The sequence below is a fragment of the Nitrobacter vulgaris genome (genome assembly GCF_002028545.1).
Lineage (GTDB): Bacteria > Pseudomonadota > Alphaproteobacteria > Rhizobiales > Xanthobacteraceae > Nitrobacter > Nitrobacter vulgaris.
Genome location: NZ_MWPQ01000054.1, coordinates 100,415 through 115,664 on the forward strand (window position 1 = coordinate 100,415; position 15,250 = coordinate 115,664).

General features: G+C 60.8%; 11 protein-coding genes and 3 pseudogenes. 4 read left to right on the top strand and 10 right to left on the bottom strand.

From position 1 onward, the window contains the following. Positions 1-9 precede the first annotated feature (9 nt). The 3 genes and pseudogenes from B2M20_RS20380 to B2M20_RS19205 all read right to left on the bottom strand — a co-directional run. On the bottom strand, positions 10-225 hold the full coding sequence (locus tag B2M20_RS20380; RefSeq protein ID WP_244553554.1) for an efflux RND transporter periplasmic adaptor subunit: 216 nt from the start codon (positions 223-225) through the stop codon (positions 10-12). A gap of 17 nt (positions 226-242) precedes the next feature. Then, positions 243-1,157: an efflux RND transporter periplasmic adaptor subunit gene (locus B2M20_RS15490; protein WP_244553555.1), complete on the bottom strand. Its 915-nt coding sequence runs from the start codon at positions 1,155-1,157 to the stop codon at positions 243-245. A 101-nt stretch (positions 1,158-1,258) separates the two neighbouring features. Continuing rightward, positions 1,259-1,382: pseudogene (locus tag B2M20_RS19205) on the bottom strand (TrbC/VirB2 family protein); the annotation flags it as partial. Between the two features lie 23 nt (positions 1,383-1,405). Between B2M20_RS19205 and B2M20_RS20385 the strand changes: the two are divergent. The 3 genes and pseudogenes from B2M20_RS20385 to B2M20_RS15500 form a co-directional block, all read left to right on the top strand. Beyond that, positions 1,406-1,495 (top strand): annotated as a pseudogene (locus tag B2M20_RS20385) (phosphatase PAP2 family protein); the annotation flags it as partial. Positions 1,496-1,515: 20 nt separating this feature from the next. Further along, positions 1,516-1,739: pseudogene (locus tag B2M20_RS15495) on the top strand (DUF3147 family protein); the annotation flags it as partial. 101 nt (positions 1,740-1,840) lie between these two features. Continuing rightward, positions 1,841-3,124, top strand: a complete 1,284-nt coding sequence (locus tag B2M20_RS15500) for a cystathionine gamma-synthase family protein (protein ID WP_079447934.1) — start codon at positions 1,841-1,843, stop codon at positions 3,122-3,124. A 30-nt stretch (positions 3,125-3,154) separates the two neighbouring features. On the opposite strand, the gene B2M20_RS15505 is transcribed toward B2M20_RS15500, so the two are convergent. From B2M20_RS15505 to B2M20_RS15525, 4 genes are all read right to left on the bottom strand, one after another. After that, positions 3,155-3,427, bottom strand: coding sequence for a hypothetical protein (locus tag B2M20_RS15505; protein WP_079447988.1), 273 nt, complete (start codon positions 3,425-3,427; stop codon positions 3,155-3,157). Positions 3,428-3,807: 380 nt separating this feature from the next. Next, positions 3,808-4,254 (bottom strand): universal stress protein, encoded by a 447-nt coding sequence (locus B2M20_RS15515; protein ID WP_079447936.1) that lies wholly within the window; start codon positions 4,252-4,254, stop codon positions 3,808-3,810. 711 nt (positions 4,255-4,965) lie between these two features. Further along, positions 4,966-7,701, bottom strand: a complete 2,736-nt coding sequence (locus B2M20_RS15520) for a cation-transporting P-type ATPase (RefSeq protein WP_079447937.1) — start codon at positions 7,699-7,701, stop codon at positions 4,966-4,968. 51 nt (positions 7,702-7,752) lie between these two features. After that, positions 7,753-9,405: a Na/Pi cotransporter family protein gene (locus B2M20_RS15525; protein ID WP_079447938.1), complete on the bottom strand. Its 1,653-nt coding sequence runs from the start codon at positions 9,403-9,405 to the stop codon at positions 7,753-7,755. Positions 9,406-9,407: 2 nt separating this feature from the next. On the opposite strand from B2M20_RS15525, the gene B2M20_RS19810 reads away from it, so the two are divergent. Beyond that, complete coding sequence (locus B2M20_RS19810; protein ID WP_079447939.1) at positions 9,408-9,701, top strand: hypothetical protein; 294 nt, start codon at positions 9,408-9,410, stop codon at positions 9,699-9,701. Between the two features lie 66 nt (positions 9,702-9,767). On the opposite strand, the gene ppk2 is transcribed toward B2M20_RS19810, so the two are convergent. The 3 genes from ppk2 to B2M20_RS15545 form a co-directional block, all read right to left on the bottom strand. Beyond that, a complete protein-coding gene (ppk2, locus tag B2M20_RS15535; RefSeq protein WP_079447940.1) occupies positions 9,768-10,628 on the bottom strand; it encodes a polyphosphate kinase 2 in 861 nt (286 codons plus the stop codon). Positions 10,629-10,746: 118 nt separating this feature from the next. After that, positions 10,747-13,818 (bottom strand): efflux RND transporter permease subunit, encoded by a 3,072-nt coding sequence (locus B2M20_RS15540; protein ID WP_079447941.1) that lies wholly within the window; start codon positions 13,816-13,818, stop codon positions 10,747-10,749. Next, positions 13,815-14,927 (bottom strand): efflux RND transporter periplasmic adaptor subunit, encoded by a 1,113-nt coding sequence (locus tag B2M20_RS15545; protein WP_079447989.1) that lies wholly within the window; start codon positions 14,925-14,927, stop codon positions 13,815-13,817. Before B2M20_RS15545 ends, B2M20_RS15540 begins: the two co-directional genes overlap by 4 nt. Between the last annotated feature and the right edge of the window lie 323 nt (positions 14,928-15,250).

The window sequence follows — 15,250 nt, forward strand, 5'->3', positions numbered from 1 at the left end:
GAGCGACGCTTATTTCGCGGCGGCCTTGATCGTTCCGTCCTCGGCCTCGACCTTTTGTCCGGGCCGCGCGCGGGCTAAACCTTCGATCACGATACGGTCATTTGGCGCAAGGCCCGAGCGAACGACGCGCAGTCCATCGACGATCGGGCCCAGTTCTATTTTCTTGACGCCAACCGTGCCGTCTTCAGCGACCGCGAATACGATCTTGCTCGCCTGATCGGACACGATCGCGCTATCCGGAATCAGGAATGCTTCGCTGTTGCCGCCGTACAACCGCAGCCGCCCAAAAAACCAGGCGTCAGCAATCCATCCTTGTTATCGAAGATGGCACGACCGCGAATCGTACCTGTCTTCGGGTTAATGGCATTATCGACGAAATCCATTCGGCCCGTGTGCTTGAAATCAGTCTCGTCGGCGAGACGAACGGCAACCGGGTTCTCCACGTCGCGCGACGATCGTCGCCCTCCGGATGCGGCGAGACGCAGGTAGTGCAGAAGATCAGATTCGCTGCCATCGAATATGAAGTGAATGGGATCAAGCGAAACAATTACGGTCAGCAACGTCGCCCCGCTCTGCCCACCCGTGATTAGATTTCCGGCATCGACGCGCCGATCGGAGATACGCCCGGTTATGGGGGCGCGGACCTCGCTCCATTCGAGGTTGAGTTCGGCTTGTTTGAGCGCAGCTTCTGCCGCGCCAACTCCGCCTGCGGCCTCGCGCTGCGTGGACTTTCGCGTGTCGAACTCACGCGCGGTTAAGGTCTGATGGCTGATTAGCGGCGTCCCCCGCTCCACGTCGGCCGTGGCGATATCAAGCTTGGCTCGCGCACGTTCGAGATCGGACTTAGCCTGATCGACCGCGAGTTTATAGGGCCGCTGGTCGATCACGAACAGGAGATCACCTTCTTTGACAATCTGACCGTCCTTAAAATGAATGGAGTCTATGAAACCGGAGACGCGTGCACGAACAACGACTGTCTTCAGCGCCTCGAACCGGCCAGTGTATTCATCCCATTCGGTAATCGACTTCTGAATTGGTTTCGAAACGGTGACGGATGGCAGCGGAGGATGATTGGTGCTCGCCGCCGGCTTGGTGTCACAACCGGAAAGCAAGCCGGCCAGAAACAAGACAATTATTAAAAATGGAGCTCGTACCATCAGAGCCGCCTCCAACACGCGTCAGTCCTTGAGAGTGTTTCGAAATACTGTAGTGAAAGCGAGTCCATTTTCAATTTGTTCATTCTGCACTAACGACCCCGGCGGCGGAAGTCGCCCGAGGTGTCGCCGAAGGCCAGCGTCAGGCTAGTGACGATGATGATTGATGATTACCGCGATGATCTTCGCGACCTGCCCTTCGATCGACTGGAGGATCTTCTGGAGCGGCCATTTTCCTGCGGCATCGATAAGGTCATCTCCATGGCATCCCGTTGTCCGGAGACAGTCTCGACGCATTTCCGTCGGGCCATGCGGTTCACATGGGCGCGCTCGCTTCGGCCACCTCGCGGGGGCGGAAGTCCTGACCGAATATATTCTTCGATCTATTGCCGGCGGCCTCTTTGTCTCGCTGTTCGCCATCATCGGAGACGTTGTTCGACCGAAGAGCTTTGCGGGACTGTTCGGCGCCGCTCCCTCTGTCGCGCTTGCCACTCTCGGCATCGCCTGGGCTCAACACGGCTCCCATTATGCCGGCGTTCAGGCGAGCTCATGATTTTGGGAGGCATTGCTTTGCTGTGCTACAGCGACGGGGGCGTGCTCTCCGCGGAAAAGGGGCCAATCTCTCAGGCACTCCCGCTCAAATTCTGCCAAACTCACTCCGGTGAATGCAAAAATCGAGACGGTCCATGGTCAAGCCCTTTCCTTCGAAGACACACATCGGCAACCATCAGCTGCATCCGGAAACGCTGATGCTGAACTACGGGTACGATCCGCAATTATCGGAAGGCTCCGTCAAGCCCCCCGTCTTCCTGACGTCGACGTTCGTCTTCAGGACCGCCGAGGACGGACAGGACTTCTTCGATTATGTCTCCGGACGTCGCGAGCCGCCCGAGGGAAGTGGTGCAGGCTTGGTCTATTCGCGCTTCAACCATCCCAACAGCGAAATCGTCGAAGACAGGCTCTCTATCTACGAGGGCGCCGACAAGTGCGCGCTGTTTTCATCCGGCATGTCCGCGATAGCGACCACCATTCTCGCGTTCGTGCGTCCGGGCGACGTGGTCCTTCATTCCCAACCGCTTTATGGCGGGACCGAGACCCTCTTCGCCAAGACGCTTGCGGGTTTGTCCATCGGCGCGGTTGGGTTCGCCGATGGGGTCGACGAAGCCTCGGTCAGCGCGGCGGCGGAGGACGCCATGCGCAAAGGTCGGGTAGCCATGATCTTCATCGAGACGCCTGCGAATCCAACGAACGGCCTGGTCGACATCGCTATGGTGCGTCGCATCGCCGATATGATCGGTCAGGCGCAGGGTCATACGCCGCTCGTCGCCTGCGACAACACGCTGCTTGGCCCGGTTTTTCAGCGGCCCATTGAACACGGCGCGGACATCTCCCTGTACTCCTTGACCAAATACGTCGGCGGCCATTCTGACCTCATCGCAGGCGCCGCACTCGGCTCGAAGACCGTCATCAAGGACGTGAAGGCTTTGCGTGGAGCCATCGGCACACAGTTGGAAGCGCACTCCTGCTGGATGCTCAGCCGATCACTGGAGACACTGAGCATCCGGATGGTGAAAGCCGACTCGAACGCGCGGCTCGTCGCGGACTACCTGCGCGACCACGCCGGGGTAGCCAAAGTACACTACCTCGGTCACCTCGACGAGAACTCGTCGGCCGGCCGGCTCTATAAGCAGCAATGCACTGGCGCCGGCTCCACGTTCTCATTCGACATCATGGGCGGCAAGGCCGCCGCGTTCAGATTTCTCAATGCGTTGCAGATTTTCAAACTCGCCGTCAGCCTCGGCGGCACGGAGTCGCTCGCAAGCCTGCCCGCGAGCATGACGCACTCCGGCGTACCGGCCGACGTCCGGCAGAGGATAGGGATTCTCGATTCCACAATCCGGCTCTCGATCGGCATCGAGCATCCGGACGATCTGATCGCGGATGTCGCTCAAGCCCTGGACGCGCGATAACCGCGGGCTGCAATTCATTCGAACGACCGATCATAGAATGGTCGTGAGCTCATAAATCAACACGGCCACTCCGAGACAGCGCCGCCAGGGGTTTACCCCGCGGACAATCTCATCGATTGCCCAAACGATGAGACCACCCCTAAAGACAATTTCTAAAGCAAAGCGTGGGCTGCCAGGTTCAGGCCAAATCCAAAGCAGAACGCCCGCTACGATGACCACCCACAAAGCGAGATTGGGCGCTTGGACGATCGTGACCTCGCCCGTTTCACGATTTCGGAAGAACCACAGCAAGAAATTGCGCAATTGCTTCCTCTTAAATAGCGATGGCCTCTCCCTCACGATACGCTGGATGCTTCAGTCAGCACTTCCAGAGGGCATTAAATCGTTCGATATCAAGTGTGATAATGACGTCGCACTTATGAGACATCCGCTCGTCGATGATTGTCGTGCACGGAGAACCTCGTAAGGTGCCTTTCGTCGTATCGAAAGGGCGCTGCTTGCGCGGTACCTTCATGTCCTCATCAAGCCAGTGATCAATCGTCGAAACAAACGCATCCAGCTTAGGCCACCGGGTCGGTGACTGCCACCCGGCTTCGCGAAAAACGGAAAGTGGCACTGGCCCGGTCGTAGCGAACCTGCGCACCCCGTCGAAATCGGCGGGGTGTGCGTCGCCGGCCGCCGATCTAGTGGACCACAAGAACCGGAATATGCGCAGTAGCAACAACCTCGGCAGTCTGGCTGCCCAAAAGGACCCTCTTGATCCCACGGTAACCATGGGAGGCCATGACGATCAGGTCGCACCCCTGCGCCTTCGCCGCGTCAACGATAGCTGCGGCCGGTAAGGCATTCGGGATATGGAGTGTCTCGACCGTCAGTCCCATTTCTTCCGCCGCCGCTTTCGCTGCGGAAAGGATAGCTTGTGCATGCCGTGTGTTGGCATCTTTAAGCCGATCCGGGTCCATTCCCGCCATACCCCATCCGCTTGCGCTGATGGAAGGAACTGGAAATGGCTCCGTCACAGTGATGATTGTAACCTTGCTGCCGTTTTCGTCGGCCAGCGACAAGCCATGGTCGACACCTTTCTGCGCCAGTTCGGAGCCGTCAGTGGAAATGAGAATGTGAGTGTACATGGTGCCGCTCCGCACTCGGAAATCCTGCTACGATCATAGCAATCATATCTGACCTCAACAAGGAGCCGCTGTGCCGGCCGCTACGTTGTCGCAGTTTGACAACGCGCAATGCAATGCCATTGTCTTTTGCTACGGCCTCGTGCGCTTGCGTGTGTGGCCTTGAACCTTTTCACGGGTTCGATCGTCTCATTAGCGCTGGGGATTTCAGGGCCCGGTGCGTATCAGCCAACGCCGCCGTCGAGCATATTCTGCCGCGCAGCGTTGTGTGTTTTGTGGCGTTAGCAGCCAAAGCAAAAACCGTCGGCGCGGAGATTCGCCGACGGTTTTGGGGTGGGACAAAGGGGATTGCTAACCTGTCCGAGCTGGACGATACGTGGCGGATCAGACCAAATTTAGGCGACACATAACGACCCAGCCGGTCTTTACCTTTGGCCTGCACGACATACTGCTTTCCCGTCTTGTGGATCGAATATTGCTGCATCATGATCGGAATCGCAGATTCACGATGAAGCTTGACCTGAGGTCGATCAAGCTAAAAGGAAACCCTCCACTGTCTCTGCAACCTCTGACGACCAGTCATATATTTGAAATTCGTCCGGCAGATGCTGGGCCGCAGCGAAATGCGTCAGAGCCCTAATTCCACGAAAAATCACAGTCCTACGAATTCGCTCGACGTCAAGTTGCCGAGCGAGGTAGTGCCTGCGGGATGCGTCAACGAGACGTCGCGGCTTTTCTTAGCGCGGGACTGGATCTGACAATGAACTTCTCGATCTCCACCACGAGGAAAAAGACGATTCCTCCGGCGAGCAGCCAAAGCCAGGCGGACTGTGGCAGCGCTTCGGTGTCAAAGATTGCGTGAAACGGCGGCGCATAGGTGAACAGAAGCTGCAGCACCACGACCACGCCAATTCCGTACCAAAGATAGGGATTGCCCATATGGGCGCGCACCGACAGGGAAGAGTCGAGCAAATAGCGGCTGTTGAGCAGGTAAAAGATCTGCCCCATCGTGATGGCGTTGACGGCGACCGTGCGCGCCAACGGATCAGAGGCGCCCTGCGCCTTCATCCAGAAGAACGCCGCGAGCGTATAGAGCACGAGCGCCGCGCCGACGAAAAGAATCCGCCATATCCCGAATCCGGTGACAATCGGCCGATCCATTGTGCGCGGGGTCCGCAACATCACGTCCGCCTCATGCGGCTCGAAGGAAATGGCGAGTCCGAGGGCGACGGATGTGACCATGTTCACCCACAGCACCTGCGGGGCGGTGATCGGCAAGGTAAAGGCAAACAGAATCGCGACCGCGATCACCGCGCCCTGGGCGACATTGGTCGGCAGCAGGAAAAGCATCGCCTTCTCGATATTGTTGTAGACGGTGCGACCCTCCTTCACTGCCGCCGAGATCGAGGCGAAATTATCGTCGGCGAGAATCATCCCAGCCGCTTCCTTCGTAACCTCGGTGCCCTTGATGCCCATGGCCACGCCGATATCTGCCTTCTTGAGCGCCGGAGCATCATTCACGCCGTCACCGGTCATGGCGACGATCTGTCGGTTGGCCTGGATCGCCTTCACAAGCCGTAGCTTGTGCTCCGGGCTTGCACGGGCGAAGACGTCCACGTCGCGCACACACTCCTGCAAGGCCGCATCGTTCATGGCCTCGATCTCGGTGCCAGCAACGGCGGTCGTGCCATCGCCGATGCCGAGCATTTTCGCGATGGCTGCCGCGGTGATCTTATGGTCGCCGGTGATCATCGTCACCCGTATGCCGCCGCCGTGACATTCCCTGACGGCGTCGATCGCCTCCTTGCGCGGCGGATCCATCAGTCCCACGAGGCCCAGCAGGATTAGATTTCTGGGAAGGTCCTCAGCCTTGAGGTTGCCTGCGGCCAGGGCCGGGGCAGGCAGCCAGGCGAGCCCCAGCACGCGCTCGCCCTGCGCGGCAAGCCGATCGCCCTCCCGCATGAAACGGCCGCGGTCGAGGGGCTCCAGAGCGTCCGCCGTCTGCTGCCGGTCGCAGTGATCGAGGATCACCTCCGGCGCGCCCTTCACGAGCAGCATCTCGCCGCCGGCCCCCCGGTTGAAGGTGGCCATGAACTTATGTTCGGATTCGAAGGGAATCCCGTCGATCCGTGGCGCAGCAGCGGTTTCCGCCGCACGGTCCATGCCGAGCTTGGCGGCGAAGGGATAGAGCGCGCCCTCGGTCGGGTCGCCCTCGACCTTCCACTTGCCGTCGTCCTGGAAAATTTCGGCATCGTTGCACAGCAGCGATACGCGGCCCATCAACACCAGCGTCTCGGGTGTGTCGCCGACCGGCTGACCGTTCGCCTTGACCTCACCCTCGGGCGCGTAGCCATCTCCAGTGACTTCATAGGCTTCGCCTGCCGTGATGACGGAGGTCACCATCATCTCCATCAGCGTCAGCGTACCCGTCTTGTCCGAGCAGATACGGGAGACTGACCCGAGGGTTTCGACCGCCGGAAGACGACGGATGATGGCGTTGCGTTCGGCCATGCGCTGTACGCCAATGGCGAGCGTGATAGTAATCAGCGCCGGCAGCCCCTCCGGGATCATCGAAACGGCAATGCCGACGACGGCCTGGAACAGCTCGACGAAGGTCTTATGACCGAGCCAATGGCCCCAGGCGAAGAGCAGAACGCCAACAACGGCGATAGCTGCGGTGATGACGTAGCCGAATTTCTTGATCTGACGCAGCAGGGGCGTTTCGAGCACCTGCACGTCTGCGAGCATCTGGTTGATGCGGCCGAGCTCCGTCTCGCCGCCCGTCGCCACGACGATGCCGGTCCCTCGGCCCGACACGACCATGGTGCCGGAGAACGCCATGTTCTCGCGATCCCCGACGGTCGCCTTGGCGGCGACCGGTGTGGTGACCTTCTCGGCAGGAACGGATTCGCCCGTCAGCGCCGCTTCCTCCGTGCGAAGATTCTTGGCGTCGAGAAGGCGCATGTCCGCCGGAATCCTGTCGCCCGATTCCAGAAGCACGACATCGCCCGGAACGAGATCCTCCGCCGGGATCACGCGGGTTTCTCCGGCGCGCACCACGCGGGCCTCAGCGGAGAGCATGTTGCGGATGGAATCGAGCGCCCTTTCCGCCCGTCCCTCCTGCAGGAAACCCAGAAGCCCATTGAGAATGACGACCGCGAAGATGATGGAAGCGTCGAGCCACAGACTCAGCATGAGCTTCACGAAGCCCGCTGCGAGCAGGACATAAATGAGGATGTTGTTGAACTGGGCGAGGAGCCGCATCAGCGGTCCCTGTTTTTTGCCTTGAGGCAGGCGGTTCGGCCCTTGGCTCTTCAGCCGCACGGCTGTCTCGGCCGCATCAAGGCCGAGCGCGCGGTCGACATGCAGTTGCCTTTCGACCTCCTCGGCCGGCATCGCGTGCCACGGCATCGATGCTGTCCCTAAAAACGTGACATCGCCTGAGTGCATGCTGGTTTTTCTCCGGTTGCGATGTGTTCTGGTGTGGAAGCCTCGCGCGGCTCAGGCCGTTGCCTTCGCTCGAGGGCCGGCACGGCCGAGAAGATGTGACGCCGAGCGCCAGGCGTGGTGTACGATCCGGTCGATCCGGCGCGCGGCGTCAATCCGGGTGAAGGCTTCGGTTGCGGTCAGTTCGCCCGGCGCCACGGCGGCGAGGGTGGCGGCGCGGTGATCGCGCTGCATGGCGTCAAGCGCGGTCGACGCCTTTTCGGCCTCGGCAAGAGCTGCGGCGACCTCGGCCGACGCCGCCCATCCGATCGGCTCTGCCTGCACGGTGAGAGCGGATTCGGCGGTGATGGATGCGCTTATCGTCTGCGTGGCCCGCATTGCCTGCTTGCAAAGCGCGGTCGCGCGCGGATCATGCGAGGCTCTAGGCCCTGTCCCTGCGGGCTCGCTGTCCCCGAGAATCTCGATAAGCCGCGAGGCGTGCTCGAGCGCGTGCAAGGTGCTCGTCATGCGGTGCCGCTCGGCTTCCGTCTGGGGCGGATCGTTCATACCCGAAAGGAATTCCCGAACCTGCTCAAGCGTGGCGGCCGCCGCCGCGATACCCTGCGGGGTTCCGCTGGAGGCGGCCGAAGCGGCCGTTGTCCCAAGGATATCCGCCACGACGCGCCGGGCGGTCTCGACGGCGATCACCGGATTGGAGAGCGCGCTCGGATCCAGCGCGCACTCCAGCGCGGTTTCCTTCGACGGCAAGAGCCGTTCCACGACGCGCGTAAACCACTGCGTTGCGGGGAGCAGCACCGCAACGCCGACGACGTTGTAGGCGGTGTGGTAGGCGGCAAGGAGCGTCGTCCCATCGACAGACGAGTTGAAGCGCGTCATCAACGCCACCGTCAGTGGGAAGGCGAGGATTGCGATAAGTGCCGCGATGAGCTTGAACAGCACATAAGCGAGGGCGAGACGTTTGGCCGTCACGCTCGCGCCGAGCGCGGCCATAGCCGAACTCGTCGCCGTTCCGATGTTCTGCCCGATGATCAGAGCGATGCCCTGTTCCAGGCTCACCGCCCCGGCGTAGAAGGCCGCGATGGTGACGGCGATGGCTGCCGTGGAGGACTGCATGACCGCTGTCATGGCGAGGCCGACAACGATCAGGATGAAAAGGCCTCCCCAACCGGCCGCCCAACTGATCCCCGGCATGCCGATCACTGCCGGGAGGTCGGACGGGTGCAGGCTCTCTGCAAGGCCGCCCATGCCCTGCTGGAGTGTGGTCAGTCCATAAAGCACCAGTGCGAAGCCTGCGAGCGCGCTGCCTGCCGACGCGATCCGTCCGCTGGCCAGCAGCTTGGTCAGAGCGCCGACGAAGATCAACGGCAGCGCGTAGGCCGAAAGCGAGACGCGCACACCGATCAGCGCCACCAGCCAGCCCGTGCCGGTTGTGCCGACATTGGCGCCGAACACCAGGCCAAGCCCTTGCGGGAAGGTCAGCAGCCCGGCGTTGACGAGACCGATCGTCGTCATGGTCACCGCGCTCGACGACTGCACCAGCAGGGTTATGATTCCGCCCCAGAAGGCGCCCGAGAGCGGTGTAGCCGCCGCTTTGCCAAGCACGGTTCGCAAGGAGGATCCTGCCAGCGCCTTCAATCCATCGGTCATGACAGTCATGCCGAGCAGGAACAGTCCGACACCCCCAAGAATGGCAATCGCGGTCAACATGGATGGACCGCGCCTATTTTTGTTGCTTGAGTTCCATCCGCGCCACGGCAAAATCCTTCATCTACTCCGGCGAGACGTTGGGGTATTCGAGGTTGAGATCGTTCACGACCTCGACGGCGGTGGCAACGACGAGACGCGTGAATCATTTGCTGTCGGCGGGCACCACGAACCAGGGCAAAGCCTTCGAGGCGGTCGCACGGCGAGCGTCCTACTGCCTTTTTGGCCTCTTTGAGGGCAGCTTCCTTCCGAATTTGCGTCGCACTCGGGATGAGATCGTCGATACCGGACATGGCTGATGACTCCTAGAAGTCTCCGGGGAAAAAGAGGGGTCAAATATGGTACTGACTCGCAAAGGCTCCTCTTCAGAATTTCTTCTTGATCTTCATGCGGCTGAGGTCGGGCTCGTCGTATCCATTTGATTTCTGCCGCTTTGGCAGCCTGACCTTCCCGAGCTCCATCTCCTCGTAAGGCATAAGGCTGAGAAAGTGCGCGATAATATTGAGCCGCGCACGGCGCTTGTCGTCGGCGTCCACCACATGCCAGCGGGCTTGCGGCGTGTCGGTGGCCGCGAACATCGCATCGCGGGCGCGCGAATAATCGTACCATCGCCTGTGGGATTCGAGATCCATAGGGCTGAGCTTCCAGGTCTTTCTCGGATCAGTGACGCGTGCCTTGAAGCGTTTCGTCTGCTCGTCCGGGCCGACCTCCAGCCAATATTTGACGAGACGCAAACCGGATTCAACGAAGTCACGCTCCCAGGCGGGGCATATGCGCAAAAAGCGCTCATACTGCTCGTCTGTGCAGAAGCCCAACACCCGCTCGACACCCGCCCGATTATACCAGCTGCGGTCAAAGATCGTGATCTCGCCGGCTGCGGGGAAATGCCGAATATAACGCTGGAGATAGATCTCGCTCTTCTCCCGCTCGGTCGGCGCGGGCAGAGCTACTACGCAAAATGTCCGCGGGCTCACGCGCTCGGTCAGCGCCTTGATGACGCCGCCCTTGCCGGCAGCGTCGCGGCCCTCGAACACCACCACGATGCGCTCGCCGCTCTTCCTCACCCAATTCTGAAGCTTCACCAACTCGCCCTGAAGGAGCTTCAGCGTTTTTTCATACGCATCGCGGGAGAGCTTCTGCGCCGATTCGGGTCGCGCCGCCGACACCAACGGTTCTGCCGCAACCGGGTTTTCGGAAGCCTCCTTCTTCGTCTTACGCTTGGTCATCTCTGTCTCCGCCTTGGCTGCTCCCTACAAATCCCTCACCGACTGCGCGATCACAACGTGCAGGCGGTCCACAGTTTGGATACCGAGTCTTTCCAGTGCGAGGCGCACGCGCTGGTGCTCATCCTTCCTGCGGTTTGCGCGATGCGGGATTGTCGGTCCTCTCGGGCGCGCCGAACCACGCGACATAAAGCGTCGGCAAGAACACGAGCGTCAGGACCGTTGCAACCAGCAAGCCGCCCATAATCGCGAATGCCATCGGTCCCCAGAACACCGTCGGCGCGATTGGAATCATGCCAAGCACGGTCGATACGGCGGTCAACATGATCGGCCGAAACCGGGAGCTGCTGGCGTCAACCGCTGCCTCCCACGGCGACTTGCCCATGGTGCGTTCGGCGTCGATCTGACCGATTAGAATAACCGCGTTCTTGCTGATCATGCCGAGAAGCGCGAGCACACCGAGAATCGCGACGAAGCCTAGTGGCCTGCCGGACAGCATCAACGCTGCAACGACACCGATTAGGCCGAGCGGCGCCACGCTCAGAACCATGAATAGTCTCGGAAAGCTCTGGAGCTGCACCATGAGGACCGTAAACATGACGAACAGCATCACGGGCACCACGGCTAACACGGATGCCTGCGACTTCTGGCTCTCCTCAACCGTGCCGCCCACGACCACGTTGTAGGGCTGAGGTAGCGTCTTCTTGAAGTTCTCGATCGCCGGCGACAACGACGTGACGATGCTTTCCGGCAACTTGTCGCCGACGATCGCAGCCTGGACCGTCAGGGTCGGGATGCGGTCCCGCCGCCAGATGAGTGGGAACTCCTGGTCATATTCAAAGGAAGCAAACTGGCTGAGAGGAACGGTTTGTCCGCCTGGCAACGCCACTTGCAGATTGCGTAGGCCATCAAGCGAAACCCTCTGCTCGTCGGTCGCGCGCGCCACCACGTTGACCAAATAGATATCGTCGCGGACCTGGGTGATGGGTGTGCCCGTGATGACTGCGTTCAGGACGGTCGCGATCGCCTGCGAGCTGAGACCGAGAAGACGCGCTTCGTTCTGGTCGACGCGGATCCGCACCTGCCGATCAGGCTCCATCCAGTCGAAATTCATCTGCTTGGTGTCCGGACTGGACGCAACGATCTGTCCAACCTTGAGCGCAATCTCGCGTATCCGTTCCACGTCGGGCCCACTGACCCGATACTGGATCGGCCATCCAACCGGTGGTCCAAGCTCGAGCGGCGAAACGAACGCAATGGCCTTAGGGAATTCCTGCGCCAGCAGCTTTTCGAGCTTGGAATGCAAGCGTTCCCGTGCGGCAACGTCCTTCGCGATCACCACGGTCTGCGTGAAGAAGTCGTTCGGGAGCTGGACGTTGAGGGGCAGATAGAAGCGAATGGCGCCGCGTCCAACATAAGTGCTCCATCGCGCCACATCGGGATCGGCCGCAAGCGCGGCATCCAGGCGCTTCGCGGCAGCCTCGCTCGCGTAGATCGAAGCGTTCTGCGGCAGGCTGACATCGACCAGCAGTTCCGGACGATCCGACGACGGAAAGAACTGCCGCGGGATCAATGGCATCGCGAGGACGGAGGCAACGAAGAGCGCCACCGACATCGCGATCGTCAGCCACTTGGCGCGCATCGCGAACGTCAGGAAGCTCCGGTACATACCGAAGATCCTGCCCTGATCCGCCGACCTGCTCTGCTTGGGCGGAACGAGGATCGCAGCGCCAAGCAGTGGCGTGAAGATGACCGCAACGAACCAGGACACCAGCAGCGCGATCGTAACCACGGCGAAGAGCGAGAATGTGTATTCGCCGGCCGAGCTTGCCGCAAAGCCCACCGGGATGAAGCCCGCGATCGTCACCAGCGTGCCCGCGAGCATCGCCATCGCATGGGTCCTGTACGCGAAGGTTGCCGCCTCGATCTTGCTGGCGCCCTCCGCCAGTTTGGTGAGCGTCGCGTCGGTCGTCGTCATCGCATCGTCGACCAGCAATGCAAGCGCGATGATCAGCGCGCCAAGCGATATTCGCTGCATGTCGATGCTGAGCAGGCCCATGATCGGAAACACGATCGCCAGCGTGAACGGTATGGCGAGCGCGATGATCAAGCCCGGTCGCACGCCGAGGCTGATGAAGCTCACCACCATAATGATGGCGATCGCCTGAATCAGCGAGACCATGAACTCGCGGATGGCGTGGTCGACCACAACGGGCTGGTCCGCGACCAGGTTTGGCTCGATTCCGATCGGGAGCTCTGCAGTGATCTGCGCCATTGCCTTTGTGACGTTGGCACCAAGCGCAAGGACATCCCCGCCATCTCGCATGGCGATTGCGAGCCCTATTGCCGACTTGCCGTTGACCCGAAACATCGGATGGGGCGGGTCGGTGTATCCGCGCCGCACCCGCGCAATATCGCTCAAGCGAAGCATGCGCCCGCCCGCGGAGAAGTTGATGTCGGCTATGTCATGTTCGGACTGGAAGCTGCCCGACACACGAATCGAGATGCTTTCCGCACTCGTCTCGATCGTTCCCGCCGGACGCACGATGTTTTGCGACTGGAGCGCCGCAATGAGGGCGGACCGATCGACTCCGAGGGCCGCAAGCTCTTTGGTAGAGAATTCGACGAAGATCACCTCGTCCTGCTCGCCCAAGAGCTCGATCTTCGATACGTCAGGCACGAGAAGCAGCTTTGAGCGGATATCCTCGACCTGGTCGCGCAGCTCACGCTGGGAAAATCCGTCGCTGGTAAAGCCGTAGATGATGCCGAATGTATCGCCAAATTCGTCATTGAACCCGGGCCCGATCACACCGGCGGGTAGCGTATGACGCATGTCACCGATCGACTTGCGCACGTGGTACCAGGTGTCGGCAACCTCTTTCGCGTTTGCGCTCCCGTTCAGATTCACGAAGACGGTCGAGATCCCCGCTCTCGTGAAGCTTCGCAGGAAGTCGAGATGCGGTGTCTCCTGCAGGCGACGTTCGAGACGCTCTGTCACCTGCTTCATGGTGTCTTCCACGGATGCGCCGGGCCAGGCGGCCTGGACGACCATGGTCTTGATGATGAAGGCGGGATCCTCGTTGCGGCCCAGCTTGAAATAGGACAGCGCACCGGCAACCACCGCGATGATCATCATGTAGACGACCAGCGAGCGGTGCTTCAGCGCCCAATCAGAAAGATTGATTCTGTTCATTGCTCTGACCCGAGAACGCGGACCTTCTGACCCGGATGAAGCGCCTGGACGCCGGCGGTGACGACGATCTCACCGGTATCAAGCCCCTGAGAAATGACCACTTGAGCTTCATCGAACCGAAGCACGTCCACGTTGCGCACCGCGACGGTATTGGTAGCCGGATCGACGATCCATACTGCGGGGCGCTGGTTCATCCGGGTCAGGGCGGACGATGGAATATCGATCATCGGCCCCGCACTCGTGCTCACCCGCCCGACGACCGTCGCGCCCAGCCGCATCGCCGGCGGGGGGTCAGTTAGACCGACCCTGACCTCGAAGGTCCGCGTCATGGCGTTGGCCTGCGCGGCGATCTCCCGAATGCGCCCTTTCGCGTTTATTGTCGGATCATCAGCCAGGCTGACTTCGACCTCCGGATCGGCGGATGCCGACCTGACCAATTGAGAGGGGACGTCGAAGACCGCATCGCGGCCGTCTTGCCGCGCGATCCTCGCAATCATCTGCCCGACCTGGACCACCTCGCCAGCCCCCGGGCCGGTTGCGGTTATCACGCCGGGCGCATCGGCCGTCAGTTCGGTGAAGCTAACGAGATCATGCGCGGCACTTAGTTGCGCTTCCGCCGCGTCAACCTGCGATTGCGCGGTTTGCTGCGCCTGGGTCGCAACATCGAAATTGGCACGCGTTGTCCAGCCCTGCGCCAGGAGCGTCTCCTGACGGTTGAAGTGATTGCGCGCCTGCGTCAATTGCCCCTGGGCCGCAGCAAGAGCTGCCTGGGCCTGACGGAGCCCATTCAGCTCGTTCTGCGGCTCCAATCGCGCCAGCACCTGGCCTGCTTTGACCCTGTCGCCAATCTTGGTTTCGTTGTTCAGCAGCCGCCCGGAGATTCGGAATGCAATGTTCACTTCATCCTCAGCTTCGATCCGTCCGGAAAACGTCAGGGGTGTCGTGACCTTGCGCTTTTCCACGGTCGACGTGCGCACTATTCGCGGAGCGGGTGTGTCATTCTTAGCCTCTTCTCTCCCGCAGGCTCCCAGCGTCAACGCACATGTTGCTACCACGAGTGCCATCGTCGGGATTTGGTAGGGGATCGTTCGAGCGCCGCGCGTAACCATGATGAGCCCTTCCGGTTCCGGAAACATGCCATGCGGTCTCCCGAGGCCCGACGGCATCCGCGGTACTTTCCGCGGCAGTTTGCCGGTAGTCTTCCCGAAATGAACGACCTCGCCCATTGGTAAATCTACCGATGGCACCGGATGCAATCGTGGTCAGCCGCGGGACGCAGGTCATCGGACGCTGACGCGCACCCGCAAGGCACCAGGGTCTAGGAAATTCCTGAGGCTTGATCAGGCAATCACCTGATATTCCTCCTTCCAATCGATGGCGCATAGTGGGCAAAGGTCCAGATGGGATATTGACCCAGGCTGATGTTAAGGTC

What these genes read in the sequence shown, in the direction of transcription:
- B2M20_RS15490 (WP_244553555.1), bottom strand. Translation starts at nt 1,157, where the DNA reads ATGGTACGAGCTCCATTTTTAATAATTGTCTTGTTTCTGGCCGGCTTG.
- B2M20_RS15500 (WP_079447934.1), top strand. Translation starts at nt 1,841, where the DNA reads ATGGTCAAGCCCTTTCCTTCGAAGACACACATCGGCAACCATCAGCTG.
- B2M20_RS15515 (WP_079447936.1), bottom strand. Translation starts at nt 4,254, where the DNA reads ATGTACACTCACATTCTCATTTCCACTGACGGCTCCGAACTGGCGCAG.
- B2M20_RS15520 (WP_079447937.1), bottom strand. Translation starts at nt 7,701, where the DNA reads ATGCACTCAGGCGATGTCACGTTTTTAGGGACAGCATCGATGCCGTGG.
- B2M20_RS15525 (WP_079447938.1), bottom strand. Translation starts at nt 9,405, where the DNA reads ATGTTGACCGCGATTGCCATTCTTGGGGGTGTCGGACTGTTCCTGCTC.
- B2M20_RS19810 (WP_079447939.1), top strand. Translation starts at nt 9,408, where the DNA reads ATGGACCGCGCCTATTTTTGTTGCTTGAGTTCCATCCGCGCCACGGCA.
- ppk2 (WP_079447940.1), bottom strand. Translation starts at nt 10,628, where the DNA reads ATGACCAAGCGTAAGACGAAGAAGGAGGCTTCCGAAAACCCGGTTGCG.
- B2M20_RS15540 (WP_079447941.1), bottom strand. Translation starts at nt 13,818, where the DNA reads ATGAACAGAATCAATCTTTCTGATTGGGCGCTGAAGCACCGCTCGCTG.
- B2M20_RS15545 (WP_079447989.1), bottom strand. Translation starts at nt 14,927, where the DNA reads ATGGTTACGCGCGGCGCTCGAACGATCCCCTACCAAATCCCGACGATG.